The 16,428-nt window shown below is 71.1% G+C and carries 11 protein-coding genes; 2 read left to right on the forward strand and 9 right to left on the reverse strand.

Annotation, left to right across the window (positions count from 1 at the left end):
• Positions 1 to 81: 81 nt before the first annotated feature.
• From ACF088_RS35935 to ACF088_RS35955, 5 genes are all read right to left on the reverse strand, one after another.
• Positions 82 to 513: a phage tail protein gene (locus tag ACF088_RS35935; protein ID WP_392380110.1), complete on the reverse strand. Its 432-nt coding sequence runs from the start codon at positions 511 to 513 to the stop codon at positions 82 to 84.
• 2,243 nt (positions 514 to 2,756) lie between these two features.
• Positions 2,757 to 2,915 (reverse strand): DUF6760 family protein, encoded by a 159-nt coding sequence (locus ACF088_RS35940; RefSeq protein ID WP_392380111.1) that lies wholly within the window; start codon positions 2,913 to 2,915, stop codon positions 2,757 to 2,759.
• Complete coding sequence (locus tag ACF088_RS35945) at positions 2,912 to 3,340, reverse strand: hypothetical protein (protein ID WP_392380112.1); 429 nt, start codon at positions 3,338 to 3,340, stop codon at positions 2,912 to 2,914. The genes ACF088_RS35940 and ACF088_RS35945 overlap by 4 nt, the downstream gene beginning before the upstream one ends.
• Before the next feature lie 84 nt (positions 3,341 to 3,424).
• Positions 3,425 to 4,993, reverse strand: a complete 1,569-nt coding sequence (locus tag ACF088_RS35950) for a hypothetical protein (RefSeq protein ID WP_392380113.1) — start codon at positions 4,991 to 4,993, stop codon at positions 3,425 to 3,427.
• A gap of 52 nt (positions 4,994 to 5,045) precedes the next feature.
• Complete coding sequence (locus ACF088_RS35955) at positions 5,046 to 6,362, reverse strand: hypothetical protein (RefSeq protein WP_392380114.1); 1,317 nt, start codon at positions 6,360 to 6,362, stop codon at positions 5,046 to 5,048.
• A 565-nt stretch (positions 6,363 to 6,927) separates the two neighbouring features.
• Between ACF088_RS35955 and ACF088_RS35960 the strand changes: the two genes are divergently transcribed.
• Positions 6,928 to 7,257, forward strand: a complete 330-nt coding sequence (locus tag ACF088_RS35960) for a hypothetical protein (protein WP_392380115.1) — start codon at positions 6,928 to 6,930, stop codon at positions 7,255 to 7,257.
• A gap of 106 nt (positions 7,258 to 7,363) precedes the next feature.
• Here the strand turns inward: ACF088_RS35960 and ACF088_RS35965 are convergent, their stop codons facing one another.
• The 3 genes from ACF088_RS35965 to ACF088_RS35975 form a co-directional block, all read right to left on the reverse strand.
• Positions 7,364 to 8,788, reverse strand: coding sequence for a PE-PGRS family protein (locus ACF088_RS35965; protein WP_392380116.1), 1,425 nt, complete (start codon positions 8,786 to 8,788; stop codon positions 7,364 to 7,366).
• 677 nt (positions 8,789 to 9,465) lie between these two features.
• A complete protein-coding gene (locus ACF088_RS35970; protein ID WP_392380117.1) occupies positions 9,466 to 9,762 on the reverse strand; it encodes a hypothetical protein in 297 nt (98 codons plus the stop codon).
• A gap of 305 nt (positions 9,763 to 10,067) precedes the next feature.
• A complete protein-coding gene (locus ACF088_RS35975; protein ID WP_392380118.1) occupies positions 10,068 to 11,180 on the reverse strand; it encodes a DUF5925 domain-containing protein in 1,113 nt (370 codons plus the stop codon).
• A gap of 127 nt (positions 11,181 to 11,307) precedes the next feature.
• Between ACF088_RS35975 and ACF088_RS35980 the strand changes: the two genes are divergently transcribed.
• Positions 11,308 to 12,654, forward strand: a complete 1,347-nt coding sequence (locus tag ACF088_RS35980) for a xylan 1,4-beta-xylosidase (RefSeq protein WP_392380119.1) — start codon at positions 11,308 to 11,310, stop codon at positions 12,652 to 12,654.
• Between the two features lie 178 nt (positions 12,655 to 12,832).
• Here the strand turns inward: ACF088_RS35980 and ACF088_RS35985 are convergent, their stop codons facing one another.
• Positions 12,833 to 16,423, reverse strand: a complete 3,591-nt coding sequence (locus ACF088_RS35985; RefSeq protein WP_392380120.1) for a lipopolysaccharide biosynthesis protein — start codon at positions 16,421 to 16,423, stop codon at positions 12,833 to 12,835.
• Positions 16,424 to 16,428: the final 5 nt, after the last annotated feature.

The raw sequence follows: 16,428 nt of genomic DNA on the forward strand, positions 1-16,428 counted from the left end.
TCAGACGGGTCGGAAGGTTCGGACGGGTCAGACGGGTCGGATGGTTCGGACGGGTCGGACGGGTCGGATGGTTCGGGCGGGTCAGACGGTGATCCCCAGGAAACCGTTGTGGGCGATCTCCAAGGTCTCCCGGGCCGGCTGGGACTGGTCCACATCGAACGTCGGCCCGCTCCAGCGCACCGGCAGCACACCGTCGAGCAGCCAGCGCACCAGCGGCTGCCGGTCCGGTCCGAGGGCGACGAGCTGCCCCGGCAGCCGCACCGGTTCGATCACCTGAGCCCTCAGCCAGGCCCAGACGAGCACGGTCTCCTGCGTCAGCGGCCTGCCGAGCACGACGTTCGTGTAGCGCAGCCGCGTCGGCAGCTGCCACACGTGCCCGTTGGTCCCGCCCTCGACGCGCTCCTCGACGTCCATGGCGCAGCCGAGTCCCTCACAGGAGGTGAAAGAGCCGAGGGCGTGCATGCCGATGGAGAGCTGGAAGTGGGAACTGACGGCGAAGGGCTGGTCCGGCATGCGTGAGCACTCCGTGGGGTCGGGCGGTGCGGCCGTTTCGGGGGCGACGCGCGGGGCGTTGGCGGGGCGTCAGCGGGGTGGGTAGGACCCCCAGGGGCTGTCTCCCGTTGGCGGTTGCGCCCGCGGCGGCGACTGCGACTGCCACCGCGTCGCGGCCCGGCGCATCCGCCGGGAGAGCCCGAGGGACGGAACCACGGCCTCGGCCAGGAGGCCGGCGTGCCGCCGGGCGACCTCCTGAGCGACCTCCCGGGCGATGGCCGCGGTGTCCGGTGGGGTCGGATTTCGTGCGGTCTGCGGGGCCGGGGTGGAGGCGAACGAGGGGGCGGCGGTGGACGGTTCGCCGGCCGCTGTGCCGGGCGGCCGTCCGTCCCCGGCGAGGGGCGGGGTGACGAACGGCAGGGCCGTGCCGGGCAGGTGGGGGAGCGGCTCCCCGACGCCGAGTCGGTGCCGAGGGCCGGTCGGGGGGAGGGAGCCGGTGGTGGGGAAGGCACCCCGATCCCGCTCCTTCTCCGAACCGGGGCTTCGCCCCGGATCCCACGGGGGACGGGGCCCGGGGGCCCCGGCGTACCCGGCGTACCCGGGTCCCTTCCGGGAGTGGGAGTCCGGTGCTTCGCCGCGGCCCGGACGGTCCCGGCGGGGCCCGGATTCTCTCGGCGGGCGGACGTCACCGGCTTCGTCCCGGTCCGGTGGGTGCTGGTGGTGCCCGGGATTCCGAGGAAGCTCGTGGGCAGGGGCTTCGCCTTGGCCGGGTCGGTCCCGGTGGTGTTCCGGCCCCCTTGATGTGCCGGGGTTGTCGGCTGCGTCCCGGTCGGACGGGCGCCTGCGGCGCCTGCGGCTCCAAGGAAGGCTGAGGCCGACGGACTGGTCTTGGCCCGGTCGGTCGGTGCGGTGTCCCGGGGCTTGTGGTGGGCCGGGGATGTCGGTGCCCTCCCGGTCCGGTGGGCTTTCGCGGTGCCCGGGAGCCCATGAGGCGCTGGGTGCTTCGCCCTGGCGAGGCCGGGCACGGTGCTGTTCCGGGCCGGTGACCGGGCCGGGGCCGTCGGCTCCGCCTCCGTCCGGCCGGCCATGGCGGTGCCCGAGGCCCCGTCGAGGGGTGAGGTCGAGGTCTTCGTTCCGGGCCGAGAGGCCGTGACGGGGCCCGGTGCTCCATGACGAGTCGGGTCCGGAAGCCCCGCCCGGCCCCCATGGGTCTCCGTCGTCTCCAAGCTCTCCGAGCGAGCCCGCGCGGTGAGCTTCGCGGTGGCCGAGGCCGCCTCCCTCGCGCCTTGGGTTCCTGGGCGGCCCCGGCACGGAGACCTCACCCGGTTCCTGCGGGTCCTCGGCGCGCACCGGACCGGCCGGAGGGCCGCTGACGAACGGTTCACTGCGGACGCCGCTGTCCCCGTCGCGCTCCGGGCCCGCCGGACGGCCGGGCGGTGGGGCGGCCTGGTGCCTGCCGTGCCCCGGGCTCCCCAAGGCACCGGCTTCGTGGGCTTCGCCCCAGGCCCGTTGGTCCCGGTGACGCCCTGGGCCGCTCGCCGGCCCGGGCGTACGGGGCTCGGCACGCCCCACACCCTCCGAGGCGCCGGGCCGGTCGGCGGGCTCGCTCCGGGCTCGTCGGTCCGCACCAGTTCCCTGCCCCGAGGGGAGGCGGGAGCCACCAACGGCCCCGCCCTCATGCCGGGTGCCCACCCCGTACTCGCCGGACCGTCGGTCGACGTGCTGCGTGTCCACCGCGGGAACGGGGGTGAAGCCCCCGGTTCCGGGACGGGGCGGGACCGGGGAAGAGCCCACCTCCACCCCCACCCCCGACATCTCGGACCGCGACAGCGTCCCGGCGACCGGCGGCACTTCCGCCACCGTCACCCCGGTCAGCGGAGCCCCATGGTCGGCCGGCGCCGGCGCCAACGGCACTTCCGCCACCGTCACTCCGGTCAGTGGAGCACCGCGGTCGGCCGGCGCCAGCGCCAACGGCACGCCGCGCGGCAGCAGCCGGCCGTCGGCCGTGACGAGCGGCGCCGGGCGCCAGGCCGCGAGGTCCCGTCGGAAGCCGGCGAGCCCGCAAGGGAGCGGCACCGGCATCCGTAACAGCCCGACGGGCGCGACCACGCGCCAGTCCGCACGCGGCGGAGGGCCGGGCGGAGCCCCTGCCGCCGGGGAGGCCGAGGCCAGAGCGGGCGCCGGGTCCGTACGCCGTCCCCGCCGCCACCGCCCCGGCTTCAAAGGGTTCAATGGCTTCCATCCCTTGAGCACGCCCACCACATTCACCGCCCCTCGTCCGTCGCGGTGTTGATCCGCGCGATCTCACGCACCCACGCGCGCCGCTCCGCGTGCGGCAGGGTGAGGATGTCCTCGTACGCCCAGTGGAAGTGGTAGGCGATGTAGGCGCTCTCCTCACGGAGCCGGCGCTCCGGGTGCGTCATGCTTCCCCCAGGCGGCCGCCCGAGACCGGTCCGGGCAGGGCGAAGCTGGTCCCGCAGGAGGGGCAGGCAACGGCGCCGTGACCGGAGTCCAAGCCGTTGATGCGCCGGTAAAGGTCCTGGAGATAGGCGAGATCCTTGGCGAAGAGCTGTTCCACCACACCCGCGTGGATGTCGCTCACGGTCCCCAGCCGCGTGATGACGAGGCTGAGGAGGACGACCCCCAGATAGGCCGGGTTCTCCCGGACCCGCTGGTCGATCAGGGGAGACAACTCGTCGCGGGCCGTGGCGAGGCGCATGGCGCCTTGGCGGTGGACGGCGCCCGCGGCATCAACGTAGCCGTGGGGGAGTTCGAATGCGTACTCGGTGCGCAGCAGCGAATCGTTCTCGGGCATGGTGGGGCAGCTTCCTCCTTCTGCGTCGGCCATCCGGGTGCCGGTCGGCGGCTCCCGGATCCCGCCCCGGATCCCACCCCGGGGCGGGATCCGGGCAGGCCGGTCAGCATGCGGCCGTCACTGGATGTTCTGGTCGAGCAGAAGGCTCACCGGGGTCTTCGCCACCCAGACCCGTACGGCGAACACGTCCGCCCTGTCACCGGCCGCCAGCACCGGGGAGGCGGCCGAACCGTCGGCTTCGCTGGTCACCTTGGCGGTGTCCACTCCGCCGGGGAATGTCGCCGCGCCCTCGTCGCGGACCTTGAAGGTGACCTCGGCGCCCGGGACGGGGCTGCCGTTCCTGTCCTCCACGATCACCGTCATCGGTTCGTCGAAGGACTTCCCCGGGGGTACGGTCTGTCCGGCCCCCGAGACGTAGCGGACGTGGTGCGCGGCACCCACCGGCGGGGTGACGGTCAGGCGGGAGAAGGAGGCGACGGCCTCGGTCTCCGCCCAGCGGGCGGTGACGAGGCAGGGTCCTTCCTTGAGCGCCTTGAGCAAGGAGCTCGTGGCGACGCCGAGCTGGTCGCCGTCGCTGCCGGTGAAACGGACCTCCGTCGGCTTGCCGTCCTCGAAGACGGCCGAGCCGCCCTCCACGGAGAACTCGATCCGTTGCTCGGCCACCGGTGTGCCGTCCAGCTCGACGGCCTTGACCACGAGCGGTTCGGAGAAGCGCTGACCGACCGTGACCGACTGGGCGTCCCCGGAGACGACGGCCAGCCGGTACCGGGACACGCGCCGCAACGCCGGCCTACCGTGGAGCGAGGCCCAGAGCCGGCTGTCGGCGGTCACGGCCAGCCCCGAGGGCTGCGAGCCGTCACCCGTGGAGATCACGGCCGCCCTCGCCTCTCCCGGCAGGACGTAGCCGATGGCGTCGCCCTGGGGGCTGGCGAACCAGAGGGTGCCGTCCGCCGCCGCCCGGAGACGGCGTGCCGGACAGGGGGAGTCGACACGTGTGAGCAGACTGTCTCGGACGCTGTACTTGTAGATCGCGTTCTCCGGGGTGGCCACCCACACGGTGTCACCCGACGGCGTGACGGCCAGGTCCTGTGCCTCGACGCCGATGTTGATGGCGGTGGAGAAGGCGCCGGTGTGGGCGTCATAGCTGACCAGCGACCTTCCCCCGGGAGAGCTGAGCCAGTAGAGGGTCGGCTCGCGCTCCGCGACGGCCACCCCGTACAGGCCGTCGGGGTACGCCAGTGAATTCGTGGTGAAGCCGGCCGAGTTGATGAAGACCAGCCGGTTCCGGTCGGACAGCACGGCGACGATGCGGTCCCAGCCCTCACGGCTCTTGGCGAGCACCATGGAGTGGGATTCCCGCCCGCTGTCCAGGGAGTGGATCTGGTAGTGGCCGTAGCCGTCGCACTTGACGAAGGCGGCCGTGCTCTGCCCCGAGACGAAGGTCCACACCCCATGGCCGGGCCAGGCGACCAGGGAGTTCGCGGTACCCGTGAAGCCCGGCCCCGGGGTGAAGAGGGTGCTGGCCCAGGGGCTGCGGGGCTCGAAGCGGCCGACCGTGCCCTCCGCCGTGACGAACCACAGGTTCTGGTCGTCGCTCTGCCACGCCAGGTCCACGGCGGGCGCGCCGATGGGGAACTCGTCGTTGTTACTGGTGGGGATCGTGGTGGGGATCGTGGTGGCTGTCATTCTGGTGCCCCTCCGGAAGGCGGGATGAACCGCATGGGTCGGTGCCGGACCGCTAGTCCTGGGTGATCCTCAGCGTCGTGGTCGCGTGCGGCTCGGTGTCGCCCAACCCGACGCTCAGGACCGCCACTTCCTCGATCAGCCCGGCCGACACGGGCGGTACGGCGACACGGCCGAGCTGATCGGTCAGGACCACGCGTTCCTTGGACCCGTCGTCGAAGGTCGCCCCGTCCGCCTCGATGCGGCACGTGAGCGGAATGCCCGGTACGGGATGGCCGTTGGAGACGTACTCGGCGATGAGCGGCTGCTCGACGTGATCCTTCATGTGCACCACGGACTCGCCTTGGTAGACCACCTGGGTCCGGCCGACGAGGGAAGCGCCACCGTAAGGAGGCGGGGGCACGGAGTACCTGCCGAAGGACTTGTTCGTGGGGTTCGTGTACCAGAGCTCCCCGTTGGTGCCGACGCAGAGACCCTTCGCGCCACCGCCGTTGGGGAGGTTCACCATGGAACCCGGGCCCGGCTGATGGCGGTCGATCTCGTGCAGGCCCTTGCTGGAGGCCACCCACACCTTGTCGTTCGTGTAGAACACCAGCTGTTGCGGCACCGCGTCGCCCAGGGACACGGTTCTGGCGGTGCCTTCCGCGATGTCCCAGCGGATCACCTGGTTGGGGTTGGTGGCGGTGAACCAGACCGCCTCGGTGTCGGCGATGATGTAGAAGGGCTTCTGCTCGGGGCTGTCGAGAATCTCGACCCTCTCCCATGCCGTCTGCCCGGGGGAGCGCCGGTAGAGGCCGTTCTCGTTCCTGACGGGGCTGCTGGTCCGCTTCTGGCCCGTGGCCCAGTAGGTGTGGCTCTTTTTGTCCGCCGCGGTCGTGACGGCCACGTCCCACAGCCAGGTGCTCCGGCCGAGGGGCATCTTGTCGTAGGAGCCACCCTGGGCCGGGATGGAGAGGACGCCGATGTAGCTGTGCTGCGGCTCGGCGAACAGCAGGCTGTAGCTGATGTTCGGCGTGCCCACGGAACCCCTGTCGGTCGTCCGGAGCTTGATGCTTTCCGCCTGGGCGTCCTGCTCCAGGACGTATGCGGTCACCGGGTAATTCCCGTAGGTCTCCATCATCAGGATGGGGTCCCGCTTGGCGGGCGACGCCATCCAGATCCGCTTGTTCTCGGATACCGGGTCCTTCATGATCCCGGCCGTGAGGTCGTACTCCCCGGTGGGAATCGATTGAGCACTGTTGGGGTCATTGGGGTTGATCTTGACGACGGTCTTGTTGCTCGTGGTGATCCACAAATACCGCTGATTTCCCACGGCCACCGAATGCGGCGTCTTGTTGAGACTGAACTCCTGGATGCTGGCGATGTCCGCCATGCTGTTCCCCCTCCGGCCTTTTGTTGACGCGTGAAATCATTCAGAGAGCGTGTGGAAGTGCGCACCGGCAAAAGGTGCCGCAGATTGATGGCGCACGCGGAGGCGGCGCTCGACCGGTCGAGAGTATGCCCCCGGCACTCACCGCGCACCAGCGCGAACCGGCCACCGTGGGGCACGACTTGGGCTTCCGGATGGCGCGGTGTCGCCGCCGGGGTGTGGAGGACATTTCAGCTGCCGGCAGGGGTATCCGGTAGAGGTAATTCCGCGTGAGCCCCTTATGGGCGACGCTACCTGACTGTGTGTCAAGAGGGCCTGTATACCGCCGATATGGCCGAGCGGCATGGCCGGAATTCCCTCAAGATACGTTTCCGCACACGGGAAAATCGACCCGATGGTGAGAATCAACCTCACCTGATTGACGTCCTCTGTTTGGTGGTCGCGCCTTGCGGGGGAGTATGCGCAGTCGGGATCCTTATCGGATCGGTCGCAGCGTCCGGCGCGGAAACCGCTCAGGTTCGAACAGGCCGGTCCTGCGTCGGCCGTGGCGCCCCCGGGGAGGGCCTCGTTGCTTCCGGCCCTCCGGCGGGCGGCCGGAAACGGCGCGGTCCACGTCACCAACTCGGCGATGATCCCCTACGAGGACATGGTCGCCAAGTGGGCCGGAACGGACGCCTGGCACTTCTGGGGCCGGTTCGAAGTGCCCCCCGGGGGAACCCTGTTCCCGGACCGGATCGGGCTCTCCCGCGAGACCGACGGCCACCGGGACCCGGGCACGCTCCCTGGGCTGATCCCGGCGGAGTCCGATCCGCTCCGCGGCAGGACCGTCGATCGTCTCGCTGATGACATCACCAAGCGCAACGTCGACGCCACCCGCGGGCTGTACGAGCTCGGCTGAAGGCAAGACCGCGCTTGGTCACCACCGCCGCCGGCCACGGGGCCCGCCGGGCACCGACATCACCCCTGCCCGACATCACCCCTGCCCGACACCGCCTCTTCCCTTGTCATTCGTCCCGGCGCCGGCCGGTCAGCTCTGCGTAGAGCGCATGCCGTGCGACGGGGTCGGTCTCGGCCGCGGCCAGCCGTTGTGCCCAGCCCTGCTTCAGCTCCTCCAGGAACCGCATCCAGCCGCCGCCCGTAGGGGTCCGGAACCCGCCGAGGTTGACGTAGCGCTGGTTCACGGCCAGCTTCCCCTCGCCGATCTTGTCCTTCTTGTGTCCGTAGAAGCTGGACTCCGGGTTGGCGGTGGCCTCGGTGGAGCGCCAGGTGTGCTGGTACCCGACCGGGCTGGGGCCACCCGGTGACGTGGTCTCGATTCCCACTTGCAGGGCACCGTCGCGGTTGCGGCGCGGCGGGGTGAAACCGAGGAACATGTGGCCGTGCCCGCCGTCCGGGAGGACCACATCGCCGTTGAAGTCGCGGCTGCCCAGGCCACCGGCGGCCAGATCCAGGCCGTAGAGCCGTACCCGCTCGAACGTCTTGCCCGGCTGCACCACGTTCTTCACCGATGCGAGCGTGCCGCCCTGCTCCTCGAACTTCCCCGCCACGCCGCCCTTGTTCTCGCCGATCTTCATATGGTGGGTGCCGAAGACACGTCGTTCTGCGGGGTCCACATCGTGCCCGCCGTCGCGGGTCAGCCCGAGCCAGTCGGTGAGCGCGAAGGCGGAATCCGTGACCTCCAGCTGCGGGATCCGGATGTTGACCCGTCCACCGTGGGCCAGCGCGCGGGCGACGTCTCCTTCCCGGAAGTCGATGTGACCCGCGCCCTCCTTGTGTACTTTCAGGCCGTTCTGCAGGATCAGGAACACGCGGGTCAGGATCGTCCGGGCCCGTGCGTCCTTCCGCCACGCGTCCGGGTCGTTCGGGACGGGGGCGGCACCGGGATCCAGCGTGTCGACGAAGGCCCCGTGGATCTGCCGGTCGCGTTCTTCTTCCGCGCTCCTGCGCTCGTCGTCGGACAGGCCACCGCAGCGCAGGGCCAGATGACGGCCGAGGGTGTACGCGGGGCTGGTGGGGGTGGGCCGGCCCTCTTCCGGCCGGCGCCTCGTCCACTCCAGGGTGGCGATGAGCAGGCGCTGACCGGGTTCCAGTTGCAGCCAGCCGCGGTAGTCGCCCTTCTCGGTGTACTTCTCGGCGTCCTCGTAGCGGCCGATGCCGACCTCGTCGAGCCACTCCGGGAACCGGGAGACGATCTGGATGCTCCGGAGCTCGTCGGCGCCGAACACCGGACCCTCGGTGAGACGCCGGGTCAGAGCGTCCCTGACACGGCTGGTACTGATCTGCCGGGTACCGCTGTCCTGTCCGGTGAGCAGTTCACCGAGACGCCCCCTTGCGTCGCGTTGCTCGACGGCCACTGCCATGGCGTGGTTGCCCAGGACGGGCTGCAGACCGGCCAAACCGGCGGCCGGCGGCGTCGATGGTCGGCTCACGGTCCGGTGTGCGGAGCCGGTGAGCGTCGCTGAACCCGTTCGCTGGCTTTCGTCGAGGTGTTGCCCCCTGTACGAGCGCATCCGCCCGCCCCTCCGCGGTCGATGAAGCCCCGGGGCCACCGCTCAGGATCCGAGGGACGGCCGGTCCGATCTTGGCAGGGTGCTCTGCGACCGCGTCGCCTTCCGGGATGTCGACGGCCGCCCAAAAGTCCATTTTACCCGGAGACGGAGGGGGTTACCAGGGTGTGGTCACGCTTGCGAAAGGCACGGGCGTATCCGTCGGAGCGGGATGCGAGTTCAGGATTCCCGCCGTGCCCGACCGAGGAATGGGGAGCGGCCCGGTCCCCACGGACCGGTTCCTTCCAGGCAATCCGCGCCTCGCTCCAATGCCGCCTCGCTCCAACGCCGTCTCGCTCCGACGCCGCTCGCTCCAACGCCGTCTCGACGGACTCAGTGAAGGTGCCCCTCCAAGCACTCCTCGATGATGGCGACCGCCTCGCCACCGAAGAAGATGCGCTGTTCGACGGTGACTTCGTCCATATCGTTGAGGACGCCCCACCTGTGCTCGCTACTACTGAGGCGGCAATCCCGCGGCCATGACCGAGCAGTCGCATCACCCCGAGGTCTGCGTTCCGTTCTGTCCGGGGCGGCGCGGAGTGTTCAGGTGTGTGGACTGTTCACATGTCCGGATGGTCGGGTACGGGTGAGGCGGCGATGGCGTCGTCGATGATCTGCTCCCGTCCCGAGAGGATCAGCCTGTTGAGCGCGGCTGCCAGGGGGAGGATTTCTCCGGGCCCGTCCGGGGCGGTGATCCGGTGGGACGCCTCGTCGAGGAAGGCCATCGCCTTGTGCATGAGGCCGTGAGCCTCGGGAGTTGTGGGAAGCGCGTCGGCTCTGATCAGGTTGAGCATCGTCTCCAGTGCCTCGGCCAGCTCGCGGACCGTTTCGCGCATCTCGGTTTCGTCGGACTCCATGCCGCATACCATCGCGGATCGGGTGAGGAGATGCCATGCCGCCGGTCCCGGCCGGAGGGCAACAGCGGCTGCCGCACCGCGGTTCGGCGGTACGGCAGCGGCTACGGACCCTTCGTAGGATCTCCTGCGCGGAGAGGCAGAGCGCGGCGGCGCCGACCGGGCATCGGGGGCGACCGGGCAACGGCGGAGGTTGGCCGACGGTGGTGGTTTGGCCGACGGCGGTGGTCGGTCAACGGCGCTGATCGGCCGAGGGCGGTGGTCGGCCGACGGCGGTGACCCGCTCGCCGGTGCCGGGTCAGGGGTGGTCAGAGGTAGAGCCCCGCATCGGCACCCGAGTCCTGGGGCGGGACCGAAGCGGGCCGGGTGCCGCGCCGCAGTGCGTACAGTTCGGCGAGCGAGGCACCCTCGCGTCCGATGCCCTGCTCCGTGCCGAGCCAGTGCACGGCTTCCGGCCGGGTCAGCGGCCCGACCTCGATCCGGGCCAGGCAGCGGCCGGGGCGGATCACCGCCGGATGCATCCGCTCCAGGTCCTCGTTGGTGGTCACCCCGACCAGGACGTTACGGCCCTGGCCCAGCAGGCCGTCCGTCAGATTGAGCAGCCGCGACAGCGCCTGGCCCGCGGCGTGCTTGGCCTCGCCGCGGATCAGTTCGTCGCAGTCCTCCAGGAGCAGCAGCCGCCAGCGGCCCTTGCCGGTGCTGTCGTCCTCGCCGATCGCGATGTCCATCAGATAGCCGACATCGTTGAACAGCCGCTCCGGATCCAGGACGCAGTCCACCTGGCACCAGTCGCGCCAGGAGCGGGCGAGCGTGCGCAGCGCGGAGGTCTTGCCCGTACCGGGCGGGCCGTGCAGCAACAGCAGCCGGCCGGCGATCTCCTCGGGTGCCACCTTCATCAGCCGGTCCATCGCCTCGGCCACCGGCGCGGTGTAGTTGGGCCGGATCTCCTCCCAGGTGCCGGCCGAGATCTGCCGGGACGTGCGGTGCGGTCCGCGGCGCGGGGAGAAGTACCAAAAGCCCATCGCCACGTTCTCCGGCTGCGGCTCCGGCTCGTCCTGCGCACCGTCGGCGGCCGCTCCCAGCACCTTCTCGGCCAGCTCGTCGGTGACGGCGGTGACCGTCACATCGGCGCCGCGGTTCCAGCGGGAGACCAGCAGGGTGAAACCGTCGCCCTCGGCGAGCGTGGCGCTGCGGTCCTCGTCCTTCGCCGAGCGCAGGACCCGTGCGCCCGGTGGCAGCAGCGTCAGGCCGGACTTCACCCGGTCCAAGGACCGGCTGCGGGCGTACGGCTGCTCTCCCTTCGCAAAACGCCCCAGGAAGAGCGCATCGACGACATCGGCGGGCGTATCGCTGTCGTCCATGGTCAGCCGCAGCGGAAGGGACTCCTCGGCGGCGGACGGTTGGACGTGATCGGCGCACATGCCGCCATGATCTGTCACAGCTGCCCGCCACGTACACGGATTATCCCGGCGTTTTCCCTGCACCAGAACAGAACTGTTACTCAGAAACTCGGGCGTAGTGGGTGGTTCGCTGGCTAATCTGCCCATTGTGCGACGCCATGGTGGGGAACGGCAGGGCCGGAAATCTGCGATTGCGGCCGGGGTGGCGGTGCTGGCGATACTGCTGGTCCTCTGCTCCCTTCCGGGCGACGAGGGCGGGGATGCGAAGCGGCCCGCGCGCCCGCGCGTCGCGGGCCCCGCGGTGGGCTGGGGGTTCACCCACACCCAGTTCAGCGCGGACGACGGCACCGATGCGGCCACCGCACGGGCCGCCCGGCTGCTCACCGCCCACCCGATGCCGCAGAACCAGCACCTGATGGGCTGGGGCGCGGACAACCCCGAACCGAGTCCGGGCCGCTATGACTTCGCCGACCTGGACCGCCGGCTCGCGCTGATCCGGCAGACCGGCGGCGCCCCCGTGCTGACCCTGTGCTGCGCACCGGACTGGATGAAGGGCGGCACGGCCGGCCGCACCGACTGGAGCACCCTGGAAAAGGCGCCCGACCCGGCGCATTACGCGGACTTCGCCGCGCTCGCCGGAAAGGTTGCCCAGCGCTATCCGGACGTCCGGCACTTCGTCGTCTGGAACGAATTCAAGGGATTTTTCGACGACGCCAAGGGCCGCTGGAATTACGAGGGTTATACCCGTCTGTACAACCTGGTCTACCGCGCGGTGAAGAAGGTGAACAGCGCCAATCAGGTGGGCGGCCCGTATCTCGTGATGGACAGTTACGTCCCGGGCGACGACACCTATGCCTCCGGGCTCAAGGGCCCCTGGGGCAGCGTCGACCGGCGCACCCTCGACGCCTTCGCGTACTGGAACCGGCACAAGGCCGGCGCGGATTTCCTGGTCGTCGACGGCTCCAGCTACAGCAAGGACGACCGGTACGCCCCGGGTGCGTTCGCCGCCACCCGGAAATTCGCCGACGTGGGACGGTGGCTGCGCAAGGAGAGCGGGCTGCCGCTGTGGTGGGCGGAGTGGTACGTCGAGATCCCGGACGGGAACGACGACCGGGCCGGCTGGAGCGAGCGCCGCCGCACCGCCGTACAGGCCACCGCCCTGATCGAGATGGCGGCCGGCGGCGCCGGCAGCGGGTTCTACTGGAACCCGGAGACCGAGGGCGCGCACTGCCCCGGATGCCTGTGGACCAGCACCGAACGGGACGACGGGGGAACGGAGCTGCCCATGATGGACCTGCTGTCCCGGTTCTCCCGCGCCTTTCCGCCGGGGGAGCGGCCGCAGGATCTCGACACCGGCGGGACGACGGTCCGGGGGCTGACCGATGACCGGACCGCGCTGCTGGTCAACACGAGGGACCGCCGCGCCGTGGTGACAGTGGACGGCAAGGACGTCACGCTCGACGGATACCAGGTGCGGTGGGTCGACCGCACCTGACCCGCTCGTGCCGCGCTCCCGAACGGTTCCCGGAGTGCGGGCGCGCCCGCACCTCCCCCGACCTGAGGATGCCCTGACGGCCTCTGCCCTGACGGCTACGAACCGAGCCCGGGGCGGTCCGTCGGCCTCTCTCGGACGCTCCTTACCGCCTTCCTCGCGGCATCCCTCGCGACGTCCCTCACGACATCGTCAGGAACCGCTGCACCAGCGACGCCAGAAACACCACCAACAGCGGCAGCGAAAACCAGAACAGCCCCTGGATCCAGTGGAGTTGACGCACGCTCGGGGCGACCCCGACCCGGAGCACCTCGCGGGCCGCCAGCACCACGATCAGCGCAAGCGCCGCCAGCGCACCGAGTACCGACCAGGGCGTCCAGGTCACCTGCGGACCGGCCCTGCCGGGCCGCGGCGGCGGGACCTCGCCCGCCGGGCGCCGCGCCAGCTCGTACACCGCCGCCTGCGGATGGGACAGTACCCGCCGCAGCTCGGGGCGCCGGTCCAGGGCGGTGCGCAGCCGGGCCTCCCAGTCCTTGCGGTACCCGGAATCCAGCCGCAGCGACTCCGACTGGCCACGGTTGACGATGAGGTACGACTGCGGCCCCGCGTCCCGCAGGGCGGTCACGACCGGGCCCACCCGGTCCGGATCGCGGGGCGCCAGGACCGGCTCGTACTGCACCCGCTCCATGTCCTTGGCGCCCCAGGGCATCGCCGGAGTGACGCTGTTGACGGGGTCACTGCTCAGCCACAGCAGCCGCACGGTCGGCCGGTCGTGCGCATAGATGTAGTCCATCGCCGCGACCTCGCCCGGCCGGATCCGCTCGAACGGCTCGTTGCCCCAGCGGGCGACGAGGAAGCCGGCGGCCAGCAGCAGGCCCGTCAGCAGCGCGGCGAGCGGGCCGAGACCGCGCCGGGCGCCGGTATCGCACGGGAACAGCGCCAGCGCCGCCAGTACGGCGGCGCCCGGCAGCGCGAACAGAAAGACCCGCAGCGCCATTTCGCCGCCGTAGGACTGCATCCCGAACGCCAGGAAGGGCACGAAGGCCAGCACCGGCAGCGCGCGTTCGGTGAAGCCTGCCGCCCGCCGTCGCAGCACTCCCCAGCAGGCCAGCGCGAGTACTCCGCCCGCCAGCGCCACCCGGGTGTAGAGCACCAGCTTGTGGGTGGGATCGCCGCCGCCGATCCGGTCCGTGACGGACGAGGCGACATTGCCGCCGATGCCGCCGATGCCGCCCAACAACTCGTCGAAGTGGCCCGACCAGTAGGGCTCGGCCAGGAAACCGATCCAGGCCAGGACCAGTACGCCGAGCAGCAGCGGCAGACCGTAGAGGCTGGAGCGGCGGGCGAGCACCAGGAAGGTCAGCACACCGAGCATGACGAACGGGGTGAGCTGATGGCCCGCCACCGACGCCGCGAACAGCGCGATCAGCACGCCGAGCAGCGTCACCAGCTGACCACGGCCGGCCGGCCGCACCTCCGCCTCGCCCGGCCGGCGGATACCCCACGTCGGCCGGGGTTCGCGGAACCAGACCAACAGGATCGCCACAAAGGCGAGGTAGAGGAGGTAGGTGAACCCCTGCGGGGAGAAGTAGTCCTGGCCGACCCAGCCGCACAGCGCGAACAGCCAGAGGGCACACCACTTCGCCCGCCAGCTCGCCCGTACCGCCCGCAGGAGGAGGTACAGGGGCGCCAGGTAGAGAAGTTGTACGGTCAGCGGCCACCAGCGCAGCACTTCGGTGAAGTCCGTGACCCCGCAGGCCCCGGCGACGAACTGCACCGCGGCGAAGAAGCCGGGCCAGCTCCAGCGGGCGTCCAGGTCCGGTACCGCGGAGCCGGTTCTGCCGAGGTAGTCCAGGAAACCCAGATGCTGCCAGGCCGTCGGGAAGCGCGGCTCGGTCTCCAGTACGGCCGGCAGCGCATGCAGCGCCACCACCGTCAGCAGCAGCACCGTGGCGAGCAGCGCCCGCCGTTGTCGGGCGAGCGACAGTGCCGCGACGAAGGCCGCCACCAGCAAGGCGACCCCGGCGAGCGTCGCCACGGGCAGCACCGAGAGCAGCCCGAGCCCGTTCATCCGGTCCAGCGCGGTGTCGCCCATCCCGCGCAGCGGCAGCCAGAACAGCGCCAGCGCGGTGGCCGACAGCGCCCAGACGGCCAGGTCGGGGCGGCTTCCGAGGCGTTCGAGGCGTTCGAGGCGTACGAGGCGTACGAGGCGTACGAGGCGTACGAGGCGTACGAGGCGTACGAGGCGTACGAGGCGTACGAGGCGTGTGCGGCGGCCCGGCGGTCCGTCCCCGGGCCGGGAGCGAGGCACGGTGGTGACCGCCGGCTCGCTCTGCGCCTGGTCCCCTCGCACCGCATCCCCCAGCTCCCTGTGGACGGACAGGTCCGCCGGATCACCGTCGGGGGCGGGTCCGCCCGCCGGTGTGCGGGTGGCCGGCGCGGGCACCGTCCCGCGCAGTACCCGGCTCAGCCGGACACCGGCGATCGCGACGATCACCGCCAGGCTGGAGATCTCGGCGACACCGGCGCCGGTCAGCCCCATCCGCGGCAGCAGCACCAGTGTCAGCCCGAGCACCAGCACACACAACAGGCCCTGCAGCGCGGCCAGCCCGGACGTACGGCTCTGGGCACGCAGCACCGCGAAATGGACCTCCATCACGACCCGCAGCACCGCCCCCACCGCGAACCAGCGCAGCAGCGGCGTCGCGGCCTCCGCGTACCCCGGGCCGAAGATCCCCAGAATATGGGGCGCGCCGAGGAACAGGACGGCACAGACCGGGAGCATGATGCGGGCCATCCGCCGGAGCGCGGCCCGGGTGTGGTGGGCCAGCTGCGCCGGGTCGTGTGCCCCCTCGACGGTCAGCGAGGCGCCCATGTTGAGGGCGAGCAGATTGACCGTGCCACCGATGGTGGTGGTGATGTAGAAGTACGCATTGTCCGCCGCGCTGACCTGCGAGGCCACCAGGACCGGCACGAGATAGACCACCGCGAGCGAGAACAGCGACCCGGTGGAGTCGCCGGCCAGGAAGCGGCCCATCTCCCGCAGCGACGGTGGCCGTGCGGTCCGGTGCGTGGCCCGTACATGCCGGGGCACCAGCCGCCGGAACACCAGCCAGCCCAGCGGAATCACCGATACCGCGATCGCCGCGGCCCAGGAGGCAAAGACCCCGGCGGTGGGCAGCGCCGCGGCGAAGACCACCAACAGCCCGAGCTTCACCGTGGAGAAGGAGAGGTTGCCCACCGGCACCCACGGGGCACTGCGCAGTCCGGTCAGCACCCCGTCCTGCAGGGTGAGCAACGACCAGGCGACCACGGCGAGCAGGAAGCCGAGGCCGTTCAGCGGGCCGTGCAGAAAGCGGTAGGAGGGCCCCCAGAGGTCGAGGGTGAGCAGGAAGACGGCCGCGGCGGCGGCCACCACGGCCGAACTGCCGGCGTAGGTCCGCAGTACCAGCCGGCCGGTGTTCCGCCCGGCGACCGGGAGGAAGCGGGCCAGCGCGCCGGTCAGGGTCACCGCCGTCAGCCCGGCCAGCAGCTTCATCGCGGCGATGGCCGCCGAGCCCTGGCCGACCGCGGACTCCGTGTAGTAACGGGCCGCGACCAGCCAGAACCCCAGGCCGAGCAGCCCGGAGACGCCGGTGTTGAGCATCAGCGCATAGGCGTTGCGGAACAGCGGACTTCCGCCGCCCCGCCCCGGGAGCCGGAGCGGGCGGCCGCCACCTCCCCGGGGCTCCGGTTCCGTGTGCTCCCCGGCCTTGGTGGTGGTGTCAGACACCGGCT

The organism is Streptomyces sp. NPDC015125 (assembly GCF_043080045.1).
GTDB lineage: Bacteria > Actinomycetota > Actinomycetes > Streptomycetales > Streptomycetaceae > Streptomyces.